Origin of the sequence: Mesorhizobium sp. WSM4310, assembly GCF_007003935.1 — a bacterium.
In the GTDB taxonomy this organism is placed as follows: Bacteria; Pseudomonadota; Alphaproteobacteria; order Rhizobiales; family Rhizobiaceae; genus Mesorhizobium.
In genome coordinates, this window is sequence record NZ_VFTA01000054.1 from 14,868 (window position 1) to 31,130 (window position 16,263).

12 protein-coding genes are annotated in these 16,263 nt (G+C 60.2%); 10 read left to right on the forward strand and 2 right to left on the reverse strand.

Annotated elements, in window-relative coordinates:
• Positions 1 to 218: 218 nt before the first annotated feature.
• Positions 219 to 1,961, forward strand: a complete 1,743-nt coding sequence (locus FJV80_RS32130) for a PAS domain S-box protein (protein WP_142878322.1) — start codon at positions 219 to 221, stop codon at positions 1,959 to 1,961.
• A gap of 97 nt (positions 1,962 to 2,058) precedes the next feature.
• Here FJV80_RS32130 and FJV80_RS32135 read toward each other — a convergent pair whose 3' ends face one another.
• Positions 2,059 to 2,736 carry a response regulator transcription factor gene (locus FJV80_RS32135; RefSeq protein ID WP_142878323.1) on the reverse strand — a complete coding sequence of 226 codons (678 nt, stop codon included), beginning with the start codon at positions 2,734 to 2,736 and terminating at the stop codon, positions 2,059 to 2,061.
• A 622-nt stretch (positions 2,737 to 3,358) separates the two neighbouring features.
• On the opposite strand from FJV80_RS32135, the gene FJV80_RS32140 reads away from it, so the two are divergent.
• The 9 genes from FJV80_RS32140 to FJV80_RS32180 all read left to right on the forward strand — a co-directional run bounded on the left by FJV80_RS32140 (position 3,359) and on the right by FJV80_RS32180 (position 13,977).
• Positions 3,359 to 4,081: a sugar phosphate nucleotidyltransferase gene (locus FJV80_RS32140; RefSeq protein WP_019860119.1), complete on the forward strand. Its 723-nt coding sequence runs from the start codon at positions 3,359 to 3,361 to the stop codon at positions 4,079 to 4,081.
• Between the two features lie 51 nt (positions 4,082 to 4,132).
• Positions 4,133 to 5,269 (forward strand): DegT/DnrJ/EryC1/StrS family aminotransferase, encoded by a 1,137-nt coding sequence (locus tag FJV80_RS32145; RefSeq protein ID WP_095790604.1) that lies wholly within the window; start codon positions 4,133 to 4,135, stop codon positions 5,267 to 5,269.
• Positions 5,266 to 5,940, forward strand: a complete 675-nt coding sequence (locus FJV80_RS32150) for a sugar transferase (protein WP_095776087.1) — start codon at positions 5,266 to 5,268, stop codon at positions 5,938 to 5,940. Before FJV80_RS32145 ends, FJV80_RS32150 begins: the two co-directional genes overlap by 4 nt.
• Before the next feature lie 45 nt (positions 5,941 to 5,985).
• On the forward strand, positions 5,986 to 6,990 hold the full coding sequence (locus FJV80_RS32155) for an NAD-dependent epimerase/dehydratase family protein (protein ID WP_142878324.1): 1,005 nt from the start codon (positions 5,986 to 5,988) through the stop codon (positions 6,988 to 6,990).
• Positions 6,987 to 8,255, forward strand: a complete 1,269-nt coding sequence (locus FJV80_RS32160; RefSeq protein ID WP_142878325.1) for a hypothetical protein — start codon at positions 6,987 to 6,989, stop codon at positions 8,253 to 8,255. The genes FJV80_RS32155 and FJV80_RS32160 overlap by 4 nt, the downstream gene beginning before the upstream one ends.
• Positions 8,242 to 9,501, forward strand: coding sequence for a polysaccharide biosynthesis/export family protein (locus FJV80_RS32165; protein WP_095776085.1), 1,260 nt, complete (start codon positions 8,242 to 8,244; stop codon positions 9,499 to 9,501). Before FJV80_RS32160 ends, FJV80_RS32165 begins: the two co-directional genes overlap by 14 nt.
• 139 nt (positions 9,502 to 9,640) lie before the next feature.
• Positions 9,641 to 10,501, forward strand: coding sequence for a class I SAM-dependent methyltransferase (locus FJV80_RS32170; protein WP_142878326.1), 861 nt, complete (start codon positions 9,641 to 9,643; stop codon positions 10,499 to 10,501).
• Between the two features lie 351 nt (positions 10,502 to 10,852).
• Positions 10,853 to 12,607 carry a type I secretion system permease/ATPase gene (locus FJV80_RS32175; RefSeq protein WP_095776083.1) on the forward strand — a complete coding sequence of 585 codons (1,755 nt, stop codon included), beginning with the start codon at positions 10,853 to 10,855 and terminating at the stop codon, positions 12,605 to 12,607.
• 26 nt (positions 12,608 to 12,633) lie between these two features.
• Positions 12,634 to 13,977, forward strand: coding sequence for an HlyD family type I secretion periplasmic adaptor subunit (locus tag FJV80_RS32180; RefSeq protein WP_095776082.1), 1,344 nt, complete (start codon positions 12,634 to 12,636; stop codon positions 13,975 to 13,977).
• Positions 13,978 to 14,027: 50 nt separating this feature from the next.
• On the opposite strand, the gene FJV80_RS32185 is transcribed toward FJV80_RS32180, so the two are convergent.
• Positions 14,028 to 15,485 carry a hypothetical protein gene (locus tag FJV80_RS32185; protein WP_095790611.1) on the reverse strand — a complete coding sequence of 486 codons (1,458 nt, stop codon included), beginning with the start codon at positions 15,483 to 15,485 and terminating at the stop codon, positions 14,028 to 14,030.
• Positions 15,486 to 16,263 lie beyond the last annotated feature (778 nt).

Genomic DNA, 16,263 nt, shown 5'->3' on the forward strand with positions numbered 1-16,263 from the left:
CTGCTGGCGGGAATGCGCTCCTTCCACTCGAATTTCGACACAACCGTAGAAATCTGCGGAAGGTTTTTCCGCAGCGTTCCTTGAATATGGCTTCCTGAAGTGCCCTGCCGATCCTGATTCTATTCGCAGGCAAAGGCATGGCAATCGGGCAGTGGTATTAGGCTGCCCCCTAGCGGCCTAGTCTCGACGAGCTAGACATAAGGTTGTAGTCTGGGCGCATGGGTTCGTATCTGCGCTGGCTCAAATCGAACGTGTCAAGCACCCCGTCGGCTCATGTGGCTTCGCTATTGGTGCTTGCAGGATCGATAATACTCGAAGCGATAAGTACGATATATGTCGGCCAGGGTGCGACGTTTATTGCGTTTATCCCCGTAATTATTGTTATCGTTTACCTCGAAGGGCGGTTGGTTGCCATCGCGGCAACGCTTCTCATGGCCGCCGCCGGCTTGTGGATGCGGCGCGTCCTCAACGCCCAACTCTCAGCTGAAGATTGGACGAGCGCTATCTTCCTTCTGGTCTCGGGTGGCCTGATCGCATCCGTGTTCCATCGCCTGCGACAGGATTTGCGCGGGGCGCTCGAGGTTGCGGAGGCGAGGCTCGCTGCCATCGATGCAGCCGAGAGCCGCTATCGTTGGGCCTTCGAGCGCGCTGCCTTGGGTTTTGCAAATGCCAATCGACGTGGCGAACTGTTGCAATCGAACAGACGTTTTTTTGAGATGACCGGCTATGGAGAAAAGGAACTTGCCCAGCTGAAGCTGGAAGGACTCGTTCTTCCTGACGATCGAGATGCCGTGCGGGCCTTGTTGAAGGATCTGGATAATGGCGCCGCGTCGTCCGCTGCCGATATTCGCGTCTTGCGCAAGGACGGCAAGGCATTCTGGGCCCGTCTGGCCCTGTCCTCGTCGCGGCCTGACGAGGCATCCACCGAAAGCGTGTTCGTGGTGGTCGACGATATTTCCGAGCGACGAGCCGCACGCGAGGCCCTCCGGGCTCAGAAGGAATGGCTCGATCTCGCTCTGTCTGCCGGGCGCCTGGGCACGTGGCGGATAGATATCAAGGAGGGGACGGTCGCGGGCTCCGGCAAGTTCTGGGACATTCTCGGCCTGCCCTCCAAGCCCGTGCGCCCCTTGGAAGAACTCTCGGCCGTGGTCCATCCGGCCGACTGGCCGAAATTGGCTGCCTCGGCAAAACCCTCGCAGGCAGTGAACTACGACGTCGAGATTCGTGTCAGGCGGACGGATGGGCACATACGCTGGGTTGCTCTGCGCGGACGGCAGGAAGAACACGGCGACCGCGCAATGCGCATCGGGGTGGCGGCCGATCTGACCGAACGTCGACAGACCACGCTTCTTCGCGCCGCCGTGAAGAAGCACGAGCGCATCATGCTAGAAGACCGCCATCGGTTCAGCAATTTGTTCCCGGTGATCACGGCCCTGGTAAAAATGATCAATGTTCCCGAGAACGACGTTGCCAAATACAAGGAGATGCTGATCGATCGGATCAAAACGCTGGAAGCGACGCATCTCATCCTGTCTCGTCATAAGAGCCTGTCGGGGATGCTCCACGATCTCGTGGCTCAGGAGTTGCAGCCCTTCAAGGAGACGCGGGACGTAACGGTCAGTGGTCCCTCACTCACAGTGCCAAGTGGCGTCGCAGAGAGCTTTGCGATGATCCTCCACGAACTGACGACAAACTCCGTGAAACACGGCGCGCTGGGTGACTCACAAGGCAAGGTCGGAGTTAAGTGGCAATTCGCATCCGACGGCGCAGGGGACGATCTGGTTTTCGATTGGGTGGAATCGGGAGGTCGGAAGAACTCAAACGTCGTGCGCCACGGGTTCGGGTCCATGATAATCGGCGTGGACGGCACGCCGCTTGTCGGGCATTCGCCGAAATTGGAAATATCGGAATATGGACTGCGATATTCGTTGCGGTTATCGCGGAAGGAAATTGAGCTGTAGTTCTTGCCGCTCCGAAAGTGCGCCGGTTTCTTCGGGCGCGCCCAAGTCTATCCCATGCATGCCGGCCCGAACCGCTTCCCGCTTCGGGTGGCAAACATCAGTTCACGTTTCTCGACATCCACGTTTGAAGCAAAACGGCTGCTTCAGTCCGGTTTCGCACCCCGAGCTCGCGCAGAATGGCGGCGGCATGGATTTTCGTTGTCGCTTCGGCAATGTCCAGATTGCGGGCGATCTCCTTGTTCGAGTACCCTTCCGCCATCAGCTTGAGGACGTCCCTTTGCCTCGATGTCAGTCTGCCAAGATCGCTTGAGCTCATGCGATGACGGATTGGATTTTTGGCCGAGGGGAGGGCTGCATACGCTCTCTGGTCGGCAGACGTTCGAGACAAGAGTGATGGTACATAGATCCGGCCAGCAAGGATCTCATTTACCGCCAGAACGACTTCTTCGTCTTTCTGCGATTTGACGATGTAACCGTGAAGCCCGATCGACAGAGCGGTCAGGATCTCCGAGCGGGAATCGTCCCCGGAAACGATCGCAAAACGTGTGTGAGGATACGCAGAGAGAACGTCGCTGAGCACCTCCTGGTTAACCAGCCCAGGCATGTTCAGGTCGAGGATCGCAAGATCGATGGATGCCTGCTCCTCCAGAAGATTGACCACAGCATCGAAACACGCGGCCTCAAATATTTCGGCGTTTGGAATTCCAGCCGAAAGTGCCAGCCGAAGGCCGCGACGATACAAGCCGTGATCGTCGGCGATGACGATCCGATACATTGAACTACCCCAACGCGTTGCCCGGTTCCCGACGAGAATACCCGCTGGAACCTCCCATTCCTCTGTGATGATCGGAACCGCGGTGAGTCCAAAGTCGTAGCCAACCGCTGGTCATCACATCACTGTGATGGTCGCAGCGTCCCAACCCACGCACATCACACATGGCTAATATAATACTAATTTGTGAGAGCCGTCGTTATTTTTTTTAACGCTGGCGTCCCGTGCCTGCCTGCCGAGCGATATCGAGCGCCCGTCTCCAATGTTCGGTGTGCGCCAGGGTGTTTTGATGGCGGCACCTGCCTTCACCGAGGGTGCGCGGGACGGTTCCGGCACTTGGCGGATCGCTGCTTTTTGATCGCAGGACTCGTTCGGCTTCATTGGTCTCATGGCCAGGTCCAGATGCTTGGGTCCGTCCTTGACCTCGCGATTATCTAATACCGGAAACGCTTTGGATCGGTACCATTCGAATGCACGACGACAGCCGCCCCGGCTGTCACATACCCTTCAAGTATGATGTTCGGATTGCCGCCGAGGGTCGAGCCGGATTTGACGGAATGCCAGGTCCGAATGAGCTCGAACACGAAATGCCCGGACACAGGCAACTGCAAATCAGGAGGATCGGATGAAAGCGGTGATTCAATGTGGTGGGATGGGTACGCGCCTTCGGCCCTTCACCTCGGTCCTACCGAAACCCTTGATGCCGATAGGAGCCAGGCCCGTTCTTGAGCTGCTTCTGAAGTGGCTGCGGCGCAACGGCATCGAGGAGGTCTATATCACGACCGGGTATCTCGGGCACCTGATCCGCAGCGTCTGCGGCGACGGATCGCAATGGAATCTGAAGATCAAATACACGCAGGAAATGGAGCCATTGGGCACCATTGGGCCTCTCTCTCTGATCAGGGATGAACTGAACGACACCTTTGTCGTGCTCAACGGCGATGTTCTTACCGACCTGAGCCTCAGCCGGTTTGTGGCGGCGCACCGCATGCACAAGGATCCGGTTACGATCGCTACGGCCTGCCGCCTCATCAAGATGGATTTCGGCGTCATCGACGAGGTCGACAATGCCGTTCAGCTCTTCCGGGAAAAGCCGACGCTTTCCCACCTCGTCAGCATGGGGATTTACTGCATGAACCCGGATGTCCTGCGGTTCATTCCTTCCGGCATCCCATTCGGGTTCGATGACCTGATGCTTCAGATGATGCAGGGCGGCACGACGGTACACGTGTACAAGCATGACGGTCTCTGGCTCGATATCGGTCGCGTCGACGACTTCCAGAATGCGCAGGCGATTGCCTGGGAAGAGCAGTCGACCTCGATCGAGGTCGCGGCCGCGGCCGCATGAAAATCCGGATGTAGAGGCCGAACCCACCACAAGGATTTTTAGGAGGTCAACATGCTCTTGGTAAGCGCCCCGATCCTAGGCGTGCCGGAGAAGGCAGCCCTGTCAAAGGTGATTGACAGCGGCTGGCTTACCATGGGTGAGCAGGTGCGCGCTTTCGAACTGGCCTTTGCCGATATGCATGGCGCGCGAGATTGCGTGGCGGTCGGTTCCTGCACCGCGGCGCTTCATCTCATCCTGCATGCACTGGGAATAGGACCTGGCGACGAAGTACTGGTCCCGTCGCTGACTTTCGTGGCGACCGCGAATGCGGTGCTTTATGTAGGGGCGACTCCGGTCTTCGTCGATATCGAGTCGGTCGACGTGCCGTTGATGTCGCTCGCGGAAGCCGAAGCGCGGTGCACATCACGCACAAAGGCGGTCATCCTCGTTCACTTCGCGGGCTATCTCGCCAATCGGGAACAATGGCAGCGGTTCGCCCGGGTTCGAGGGCTCCATATCATCGAGGACGCCGCGCATGCGCCCGGCCTGAGGGAAGTGGGGACGTTCGGCACTGCGGCCGCCTTCAGCTTCTACGGCAACAAGAACATGACAACGGCGGAAGGGGGCGCCGTGATCGCTCGCGATTCCGATCTTCTCGACAAAATCCGCCAGGCCCGGGGGCACGGGATGACCAGCGGGACCCATCAGCGGCTGAACAGCCGTACCCCGCAATATGATGTCACGATGCTCGGGTTCAACTACCGCATGGACGAGATGCGGGCGGCGATTGGGCTGGTCCAGCTGCAGAACCTGCAAGAGTGGAACGAGATCAGACGTATCCTGGCCGTCCTGTATCGGCGCCTCATCGCGGAGCATTGCCCGGCCGTGACCATTCCATTCAGCGAACCCCGGACGTCGGCTCACCACATCATGCCGGTCCTTCTGCCGCGCTACGCAAGGCGGCAGGACGTGATCGACGAATTGCGGACGCAGGGGATACAGACCACGATTCACTATCCGCCGGTGCACCAAATGACGTTCTATCGCGAGCGTTATCCCGGCATCACTCTGCCGCGTACAGAGGACTTTGCTCAGCGAGAACTGACAATCCCATTGCACCCCCAGATCACCTCGACTGTCGCCGAGGCGGTTGTGGCTGCACTCGCAAGCGCACTCAACGGCGACGCCCAAGCAGGAACTGCGGCATGAGCGCACTGGACCTTTCCCTTCACCGGCACTTCGTCTCAAGCACCGCTCACGGCTTGGCAAGACGCTCGATCGATCTCGTGGTCGCGGGCGCCGCGCTCATCATATTTGCACCGCTGATGCTTTTGATCGCCGGAGCGCTTCTGCTCGAAGGCGGTGGCTCGATCTTGTTCGCACAGACCCGCATGGGAGCTGGTGGCCGACCCTTCCGCATGTACAAATTTCGCAAGTTCGGTGTGAACTGCGATTCCCAAGGCCTTGCACTGACCGTCGTGGGCGACAGCCGTATGACGACGGTGGGCCGGTTCCTCGCGGCAACAAAATTCGACGAACTGCCGCAGCTGTGGAACGTCCTCAAAGGCGAGATGGCGATCGTCGGGCCACGACCCGAGAGCATGGCATTCGCCGATTGTTTCCGCGGCGGCCTCGAGGCCGTCCTGCAATACAAGCCCGGCCTGCTGGGGCCAACCCAGGTTCTCTTCCGGCACGAGGCGCATTTCTTCCCCCGATCCGCAGATCCGATCCTGTTTTATCGGGAGGTTATGTTCCCCGCCAAGGCCAGACTCGACCTCTCCTATTATCCGCAGCGCACCATCGTCTCCGACATCGTGTGGATGGCGCGTGGCGTCCTGGCGGTTGTCGGCTGGGTTCCATCACAGCCGATCGACGTATGAACCCCAAAAGGAAAGCGCTCCAGTCAGCCAAGGGAATGCGCAGTCATGAGCTACAATGGCAAGAAAGTTCTGGTGACAGGCGCGGATGGATTTATCGGTTCGCATCTCACTGAGGCGCTCGTCCGCAACGGCGCGGATGTCACGGCTCTGGCGCTCTACAATTCCTTCGACAGCCATGGATGGCTGGACGATTTGCCGGACAAGATCCGCAGCCAGCTGAAGCTCGTCCGCGGTGACGTCCGCGACAGCGCCTTCCTGAACCGGATCGTGCGCGGTCAGGCCGTCGTGTTTCACCTGGCCGCGCTCATTGCGATTCCATATTCCTACGCGGCTGCCCAGTCCTATGTGGAAACCAACATCCTGGGCACGGTGAACGTTCTTGAAGCGGCGCGTCAATGGGAGACGGAGCGGGTGGTGCATACCTCCACGAGCGAGGTCTATGGAACCGCCCAGACCATGCCCATCGGCGAAACGCATCCGTTGCAGGGACAGTCGCCCTATTCGGCATCCAAGATCGGCGCCGACATGATGGCGGAGTCCTACGCCAGGTCGTTCGATGTCCCCGTGGTGATCATGCGGCCCTTCAACACCTATGGTCCGCGCCAGAGTGAGCGCGCCATCGTGCCGACCATCATCCGGCAGGCCCTCGATCCGAATTGCCCGGCGATCATGGTCGGCGATACGAGCCCGATCCGTGACCTGACCTTTGTCGAAGACACCGCGGCAGCCTTCCAGACCGCTGGCCTGGCCGGGCTCGAATTCGGCCACGCCTACAATGCCGGCAGCCAACGCGCAGTGACCATCTCCGACGTATTGGATCTTGTCCTCGAACTAAGCGGTTCCAAGAAACCGGTCCATCGTGACGAAAGGCGTTTGCGGCCGCAAAATTCGGAGGTTCGCGCCTTGCTCGCCGATTCTTCGCGTTTTGAAGGCGAGACCGGGTGGCAGGCGCAGACCAGCCTGCGCGATGGGCTGGAGCGAACGATCGCATGGTGGCGCGCGCGCCTTAGTGAAGGCCGGGTACGGCGCGAAATGGGTTACATGACATGACCCTGCTCCGCCGGCACATGTTGGCACTGCTGCTGATTGCCGGTGCCATGTTCGCGACTATTCATATGATCGGGGGTCGCGAAAGCAGCGCATCGCAAACGGTGAAAAACCTGCCGGACTATCTTGGCCAAGCAACGGATCCCTGGTCCGGCGCGACTTTCGTACGGATCACCGAACCCGGAATTCTCGGCCTCGCGGGTGTCTGCGGGAAGAAATACTGCACCCACCGTTACTCGAGTGCACAGGCCTGGAATGCTGATCAGAGCCTTCTCGTGATCGTCAATGGTTGTGGCGGCATGTGCTTTCTCGACGGGCACAGCTACGTGCCATTGTTCCACCGCGACCGCTCGAATGAAACTGAATGCGAATGGCATCCAAGGGATCCCCAGCTGATGATCTGCGTTGCTGGCCGGCGGATTTCGACCTGGGCGCCACGCACAAATCATGAGGATGTCGTGTTCGACACGGCAGCCTACAGCAAACTTCAGTTCGGGCCTTACAAAGGCAATCCGAGCCGCGACGGCGACCGCATTGCGGTGCGTGCAACGCGCAATGACGGCAAAGCGGTGGTCTTCGGCTACGACCTCAAGGAGCGGCGGAAATTCCCGGATATCGATCTTACCGCGCTTCCGGGAACCACCGGCTCCTGCTCGATCTCTCCGCTCGGAATCAATATTGTGTGCTCACAGGCATTGTCGGACGACCATGAACCGACCTTCGTCTTTTCCATCGACGGCGTCTTGCAACAGAAGTGGATGGAGCACCACCGTCCCGGTCACGGCGACATGACGGTCGATGCCGACGGCAGCGAAATATATGTCGGGATCAGCAAATCGGATCCCGACATATATCAGGTGATCAAGCGCCGATTGGCCGACGGCAAGGTCACGTCGCTGATGAAATATGGCGAGGCCATGCATGCGTCGCTCAGGTCCCTGGACAGGCCCGGCTGGGTGTTTCTGAGCTATGGCGGGACGCCAGCCGAAGTATCGCAGCACCCGGACTGGGCGCCTTACGCGCAGCAGGTCATTGCGGTGCGCACGGACGGCAGCGGAGAGGTCCGCCGTATCGTGGAAACGCAGAACGCCCACTTCGACTACTGGAGCGAGACGCATGCCTCGCCCTCGCCGGACGGCTCGCAGGTGATCTGGTCGAGCAATTGGGGTGTGCCCGGTGGCCCGGCATACGATTTCGTTACCCGTGTTGAATGGCCTTCGGAGCCGGTGCCGAACCAGAAGGAGATTGTCGCAAATGGCCTTCAGTAAACGAACCGTTCTTGCCGCGGTTGCGGTGATGTCCCTGACATCGGTGGCCGCCGCAGGCGAAGCCGAGCCCTATCAACTGTCGCCTGGCGATACCGTCGAGATAGGGATAGCGCCGATCCCGGATCGAGCCCAGCGCGCCGTGGTCCAGATGGACGGCAATATCGCCCTTCCCGAAGCCGGGATGATCATGGTCGCAGGCCTCACGGCGTCTCAATTGCAGACGCGCATGCAAGCGCTTTTGCCGACCAAGATCTTTCACGTGCGTCTGGCCGATGGACGGGAGCAGATGGTTGTCGTCAAGCCAGACGACGTGACCGCCATCATCGTGGAGTATCGTCCAATCTACGTGATGGGCGACGTGCTCACCCCGGGACAACAGGCCTACCGTCCGCTCATGACCGTACGGCAGGCGCTTGCCGTCTCCGGCGGCTTCAGCCTTTTGCGGTCACGCGCGGGCCAAACAGGCCCCGATCCGGTTGATCTCAGGCGCGATTACGAAACACTTTGGGGGGATTACACCAAAGACTATTTTCACGCCGCCCGTGTCCGCGCCGAACTTCAGGGCCAGGCGGATTTCGACAAGCAGACGCCGCAGGGGTCACCTCTGTCGCCCAGCGTCGGAGCCGCGATCGCCCAGGCTGAAACCGAGGGGCTGAAGATTGCGCTGAGCGATTTCCAGCAGGAGCAGGCTTTTCTTGAGAGGGGCGAGAAGGATGCGGCCGACCAAATCGAGGTTTTGCAGAAGCGCGAACAGGTCGAGGCCGAGAGCGTGAAGGCGGATCAGGAAGACCTGGCGAAAGTAACCAAGGCGTTTGATGCAGGCAATCTGACCAACACTCGGCTCGCCGATGTCAGGCGCGCCTTGCTTCTGTCGTCGAGCGGTGCGCTGCAAACCTCGGTCGAGCTCATGAGAGCGCGGCGCCAGCAGGAGGACTATGTCAGGCAGCACGAACGCAATGACAATCAAAGGAGGATTGCCTTGCTGACGGATCTGAAGGAGACCAACGCGCGGCTGGCCGATGTCACCGCCAGGCTCCACGCCGCCAGCGAGAAGCTGCAACCGACCGGTGCGTCAGCCCAGCCATTGCCGATTGCCGGCGAAACAATCCGGGCTCAGGTCACGATCGTCCGCAAGGTCGGCGATGAATGGCGCAAGCTGTCGGCTGACGAAGACACGATCGTGATGCCGGGGGATACTGTCGAAGCCAGGTTCAGCAGTGATCTGCAAAGCGCGGCAATCCAATAGGCCGCCTCAGTCGCAGTCCGATAAAATGGGTGGGGAGCCTACTTGTTCGATCAGGGTGTCGAACACAACCGAACGGGAGAGACAGGTGAGGCTCAATTCCAGGCATGGGGTGAAGCCGCCGCCGACGAACACGGCTCACATGGCTCAGTCGGCAAGTTACGCTTTCGGTACGCCTTCAGCATCGCGAGTTCCGTGGGCAAAGCCGCAGACCGGTGAGCCCGGAATTTGGCAGGAGCTGACGTCCAACCAGCAGGTCCACACGCAGGGCGACCGGGTGTCGCACGACTACAGGGCCAGCCACTGCGCGCCGGGCTACGGCGCGCAATACAACAAAACGCACGAGTCCGGCTATTATGGCGCGCTTTGGGAGAAAATCGAAAAACCTTTGATCCTGGACGTTCTTCGCCCAATGGGCGGAGCCGGCCGAAACTGCCTCGATTTCGCATGCGGAACAGGTCGCATCGCCAACGTTGCTGCCGGGCTCTTCGGCGAGGTGGTCGGCGTCGACGTCTCCAAATCCATGCTCGACTGCGCGCAAGTTCCGCCCAATGTGCGATTGCTTCGCATCGATATGACAACGCGGGCCCTCGGCGAGACCTTCGACGTCACAACCGCATTTCGCTTCTTCCTGAACGCCGAGGATCAACTGAAGCGGGATGCGCTGAAGGCGATAAATGAGCATCTGAAGGACGGTGGGCGACTTGTGTGTAACGTTCACATGAATGCGACTTCACCCATCGGCATGGCCTCCCGGCTGCTCAATCGGTTGTTTGGACGCACAGTTCGCCACACGCTGAGCGCGGCGACGTTCAAGGAGCTCCTGACCGCGTCGGGGTTCCTTGTCGAGGAGATGATACCTTACGGCTATCTGCCCCGGCCGGGTAACCTCTTGCCAAGGGTGTGTGAAGCGTTGATGGAGCCCTTCGAGAAGGCGTCCAGAACTCTTCACGTTCCTGGACAGCTGGCGCAACATTTCCTGGTTATCGCGAAGAAGCGCTAAACGACAATCGCACACTCAATTGGCTCCGTGAAACGGCCGGGGAGCCGTTTGGCTGGGGAGCGACTCACCCTCCGAAAGGGACGGCTCGGTGTCGGTCGCACTGCCGGGAACGCGACCTCCACAGCCTTCCGGGACACCTCAAAACGGCAGTTTTCCCCTGATTTAATGCGCCAGGTCCGGGTTTTTCGGACCGGCGCCACGATTTCGCTACATTTTGACCGAAGGCCACATATGTTAGTGGGGCGTAAATTAGAAGACAATGAGGGATACGCTCCTGAAAACCCAAAAATTGACCGTGGCCAGTGGGGCCAATGAGCTTGCGCAACGATTTCTCACCGGAGGTCGCAAGCGATGAGCTCCGGAAGGATACGTTCGCCCGATCTGCGTGGCGCCATGCTCGGCGCCGTGCCCGGGCTGGTAGGCGTCGGCGTCTTCTCGGCGGTCATAAACCTTCTCGCCCTGACCGGCTCCGTCTATATGCTGCAGATCTACGACCGCGTTCTGCCTTCGCAGAGCGTTCCGACACTTGTCGGATTCACGATCGGAATGCTGGGTCTTTACGCGGTCTACGGATTGCTGGATTTCGTGCGGCTTCGCCTCCTGGTTCGAATAGGCAATCGTCTCCATAAGAATCTGCAGCAAAGGGTCTTCGGCCTCTCGCTGTCCTTACCGCTCATCGGCGGGCAGGACGCGAACCGGATACAGCCGCTGCGTGATCTGGATCAGATCCGCGGCTTCCTTTCAGGATTGGGGCCGACCGTCATCTTCGACGCGCCGTGGATACCGTTTTATCTGCTGATCATCTATCTTCTGCATCCTGCGCTCGGTCTGCTGGCAACAAGCGGCGCGATTATTGTCGTGCTGCTCACGGTGATAGCGGAAGTCCTTGGCCGCGCATCGGCGGCGCGCGCGTCCGAGACGCTGGTGTCGCAACGCAATCTTGCCGATTCTGGCCGCCGCAACGCGGAGGTTGTGCGCGCGATGGGCCTTTCCGGGCGGCTTGCCCGCCGCTGGAGCGAGATCAACCACGCCTATCTCACGCACCAGGAACGGCTTTCCGACATTGTCGGCGCCACCGGTGCCCTCTCGAGGGCGCTGCGGATGGCCTTGCAGTCCTCAGTTCTGGGACTGGGCGCCTATCTCGTGATCGGGGGGGAAGCGTCGCCAGGTGTCATCATAGCATCGTCGATACTGCTGGGCCGCTCGTTGGCTCCGGTTGACGCGGCGCTGGCAAACTGGCGAGGCTTCGCGGCTTTCCGGCAAAGCTATTCCCAACTGGCCACGGCGCTGGCTGTCGTCGGTGGGCATGAAGAAGTCATGGAACTGCCGCGCCCGCAGGCGGCGCTTGCGGTAGAGGACCTGACAATAGCGCCGCCGGGCCAGCAAAAACCGACGGTGGCCAATGTCAGCTTTACTCTGTCTGGGGGCGCGGGAATGGCCATTGTCGGCCCGAGCGGTTCTGGAAAAACGACACTTGTGCGCGCGCTGGTGGGCGTGTGGCAGCCCCTTCGCGGAAGGGTAAGGCTGGACGAAGCCTCGCTCGACCAATGGAGCCCGGAAGAGCTTGGTGCTCATGTCGGCTACCTGCCGCAGGACGTCGAACTGTTTGACGGGACGGTTGCCGATAACATTTCGCGATTTGGCGGCAACGACGACGCCAAGGGCGTGCTGGCAGCTGCCAGGGCCGCCGGCGTCGACAAGATGATCATGCGGTTGCCGAATGGTTTTCAAACACGCGTAGGCGAGGGCGGGGCAGCCTTGTCGGCCGGACAGAGGCAACTCGTTGGGCTTGCCAGGGCACTTTATGGCGACCCGTTTCTGGTCGTCCTTGACGAGCCGAATTCAAACCTGGACGTCGATGGTGATGCTGCCCTGGCCGGCGCCATCCTGGGGGTGCGCCGACGTGGGGGCATCGTCATCATTGTTGCGCACCGTCCTTCTGCCCTCAGCAATATCGACAAGGTACTCGTCATGTCGAATGGGATGCTTCACTCCTTTGGCTCGCGCGAGGAGGTCCTGGCCAATGTCATCCGGCCTTTCCCGACCCCTGCCGAACGGCAGGCGTCGGTTGTTCCGATGCAGAAAGGGGTGAGCGGTCATGCGTAAGGTGCTGTTTCATGTCTGACGCGACGATGGTTTCGTATGCTCCGTTCGATAACGGGAGCCGAAGGGCCGAGGCGAATTCGGTCGAGGCGCGCGATGATATCAGGGGCAACCTGATCCTGGGCGCGGCGGTCACGGCCATGTTGGTTGTCGGCGGCGGGCTTTGGCTCGGTTTGACCAAGATCGCCGGCGCGGTGATCGCGCCTGCCACCGTGGTGGTCGAAAGCAACATCAAGAAGGTCCAGCATCTGACGGGCGGCACGATCGGTGGCATCTTCGCGCAAGATGGCGACCATGTGCGGGCTGGCGATGTGGTGGCCAGGCTGGATGACACGCTGACGCGGGCCAACCTGCAAATAATCAGCGAGGATCTTGATCGCACAACCGTCCGGCTTGCACGGCTGGAGGCTGAGCGGCAAGGCCTGCCGGAAATGCAGCTTCCGTCCAGCCTTCAAGAACGGATGGGCGACCCGGAACTGGCTGCACTGGTCAGAGGAGAGCGCACCCTTTTCGAAAGCCGCGCAACGGCGTTGACGGGGCAGAAGGCACAGTTGCAAAGCCGCTCGAGCCAACTCGAACGCCAGATCGATGGCCTCAAGGCGCAGCAGGCCGCGGAAGACCAGTCCGTGGTCCTGCTCGACGGAGATCTTGGCGATGTCCAGGCGCTCTTTACAAAAAAATTGGTGTCCAAGGAGCGACTGAGCAACATCAGATTGGATGCCACCCGAGCGCACGGAGAATCAGGACGCCTGGCGGCGGCGGTCGCTGAGGCACAGGCCAAGATTAGCGAGACCGAACTGCAAATTCTTCAGCTGGATGAGCAAAGGCGCAGTGAAGTAACGAGCGAACTTCGTGAAACCGAAGCCAAGCAGACCGAACTCAGCGAGCGCAAGGTCGTGGCGCAAGACGAACTGACCAAAACCAACATCCGCGCTCCGCAATCGGGAACGGTGCAGGAATCGGCTATCCACACGATCGGCGGAGTGATCGCTCCGGGGGAGGTGGTCATGATGATCGTCCCCGACACCGACAACCTCGTCGTCGACGCGCTGATCCCCCCCTCGCGCATAGATGACGTTCGTCCAGGCCAGCACGTCTCGATCCGGTTTCCGGCCTTCGATGCCGGCACCACGCCTGCTTGCCAGGGGTCGGTCAAGCGCATCTCGGCGGATCTGATCAAGGATCAGCAAAAACAGCTTTCGTATTTCTCGGCGCGCATCAATGTCGAGAACAAGGCGGCCTGCCTGACCGATGCCAAGGTGCTCAAACCTGGCATGCCGGCAGAGGTTCACATAAGCACCGACGAACGCAGCGTCTGGTCTTATCTGCTGAAGCCGCTGACGGATCAGATGTCCAGGGCTTTCCGCCAATGACGTGACAAACTGTTGGAAGCGAGCCGCAAAATACGACCAGCTAGCTCCTCCTACGACGCGGTGAGCGCCCTGCGGCGGACACGGCGAGCGGTGCGCACCGCTCGCTCCGCCGTCACCGGAACCTTCTTGGCCACATCGTTCGTATGCGGCAAGGCGTTCGTGGTGCCACGGAGCCTCTCATAGGGCAGCAGTTCCCTGATCCGGGCGTTGAGCGATGCAATTTCGGCCCGCAGGTCTTCGCATTCCTGCCGGCGGATATCGAGTTGTAGCTGATCGGATGCCTGCTGCAGCGAAAGCTGTGAGAAATTGGCGGTTATCTTCGAAAGGTTCAGCTTGTCGGTCTCGGCCTCCTTGGTGAGGGCCGCCAACCTTTCGTCCGCCACCTGTTTTTCCGCCACCGCGTCGCTCCATTGAAGCTTGAGCCTGGCGATCTCGGCCGATGCCTCGCTGTTTGCGTTCGAGGCGACCTCAAGTCGCGAATGGAGGTTCTGAATCTCGGAACGCAATCCTCGGATCTCGGCACGGCTGCGTTCGAGCCCGGCATCCTTGTCCGCCTCCATGATCCTGGCGGTTTCCGTCACTTCCGACAATTTCGCCTGGGTGGCCTCGAGCGCGGTGTGGAGCCGTGCCGCTTCCTTTTCGCTCTTGCCGAGCGCACCAAGCACTTCGGAATTTCGCGCGGCTTCGTTGGCATGGATCGTGGAGAAGGCGTCCAGCCGGTGCCGCGCCTCGTCCTCCCGCTTCAGCGCCTTTTCCAGGTCGATTGACAGGCTGACATTCTTTTCACGCAGCAGTTTGTTTTCGCGCGCGCGCCTGTCGGCCTCGACGGTCGCGGCGGCAAGCGTGTTTGTGAGGTCTCCGAATTCCGCTTGGTTCTTGGCGTTGGTGTTCGCGGCTTCCACAAGCTCCAGCCTTGCCGCGGCCAATGCGCCACGAAGCGCCTCGGCGTCCTGAACCAGGCTTGCCTCGCGCTGCTGCAGGGCCTCCACCATGCTTTCGCGCTCATGCTGCCTTCGGGTCAGGTCATTGACCTTGTCCGACAGGCTCTTTTGCTCCGCGGTCAGGTTTAGATTGGCCAGCTCCAGTTCGTTGGCGCGGAGAATGTCGGCATGAAGGATGTGAAAGAATTCAAAGGTCAGCTGATGTGTGCTTGCGATCTCTGACAGTTTCGCGTTGATCTCCTCGAAATGGAGCTTCGCATCGCGAAACAGCCCGTCAAAGGAACTCAAGGCAGCCATACGGCTCTGCGTATGAGAGGTCAGTCGCCGCAAGGGTTCGGGAGTGCCGGCATCTTCGGCGCCGGCATCATCCTCGGTTTGCGCGCGGTCGCCTTGTTCGCTGTTGTCGTCTGGGATGGGCGGCTCGTCCGCGGTATCGTCCATTGCCAGCGCCGACAGGTCATCCAAGCCAAGGCACTCGTCAACGGCATCAGCCAAGTCAGCTTCGAGATCCTCGAATGACTTCTCCACATTGTTGTCGGCACGTCTGATCAGATCTCTGAACTTCATGCCCTGCATCCCCCTTCCGCATGCCTGGACCCAGCAAGGCGCGGACTGAGCTTCCTTCTGTATCGAGAGATCAGTTCGGCGTCTTCGTTCAATCAAACGATGCCAGGTGCCGGCGGTTCAGCGCCTTAACGGCAACGAGTCTTCGGTCTGGCGGTCGCCGATCACCTCAACCCACCTTTGTGACCCATGCCAGGATGGCTTTTGCGTCGGATGGTCCTTCTCGTGTTCATCTCTGGTTTTTCGTTGCGTGGATCCCAGCGCCGCTCGCTTTCCGGCACGCGAGGCAGTCGGGAGCGCTTTCGCGTGCAAGCCCCAGACAGATCAAGCGGCCCGACAGCCTCTTATAGGGGGGCATCAGGCGGCCGGGCCTAACCGGCTGTTGGGTGTGTTTTGGTTTGCCGGCTGCCTCAACATGCGCCTGGGCCGACGGAAGCGCATCATTCGAACGAACTGTTCGTCGGGCGGCTTCACGCGGCCAACGACGCAAACTCCGCCACCTGGACCCACGCCACTTCGCAGCACGATGGTTTCTGGTCGCGATTAAGGCCGTAGGCTCCTTCGAATGAACGATCAGCCCGTAATCAAGGAGGGGTATCTTGCCTTCTGCGGCGATATGGCCGGAATTCTGCAGGGGCAAAACCATGTGCGGCATTGTTGGAATCGTCGGGCACGCGCAGGTTACGCCGCTCATCCTTACCACGCTGAAGCGGCTGGAATATCGCGGCTATGACTCGGCCGGCGTCGCCACCATCGAGCATGGCGAGCTCGCCCGCCGCCG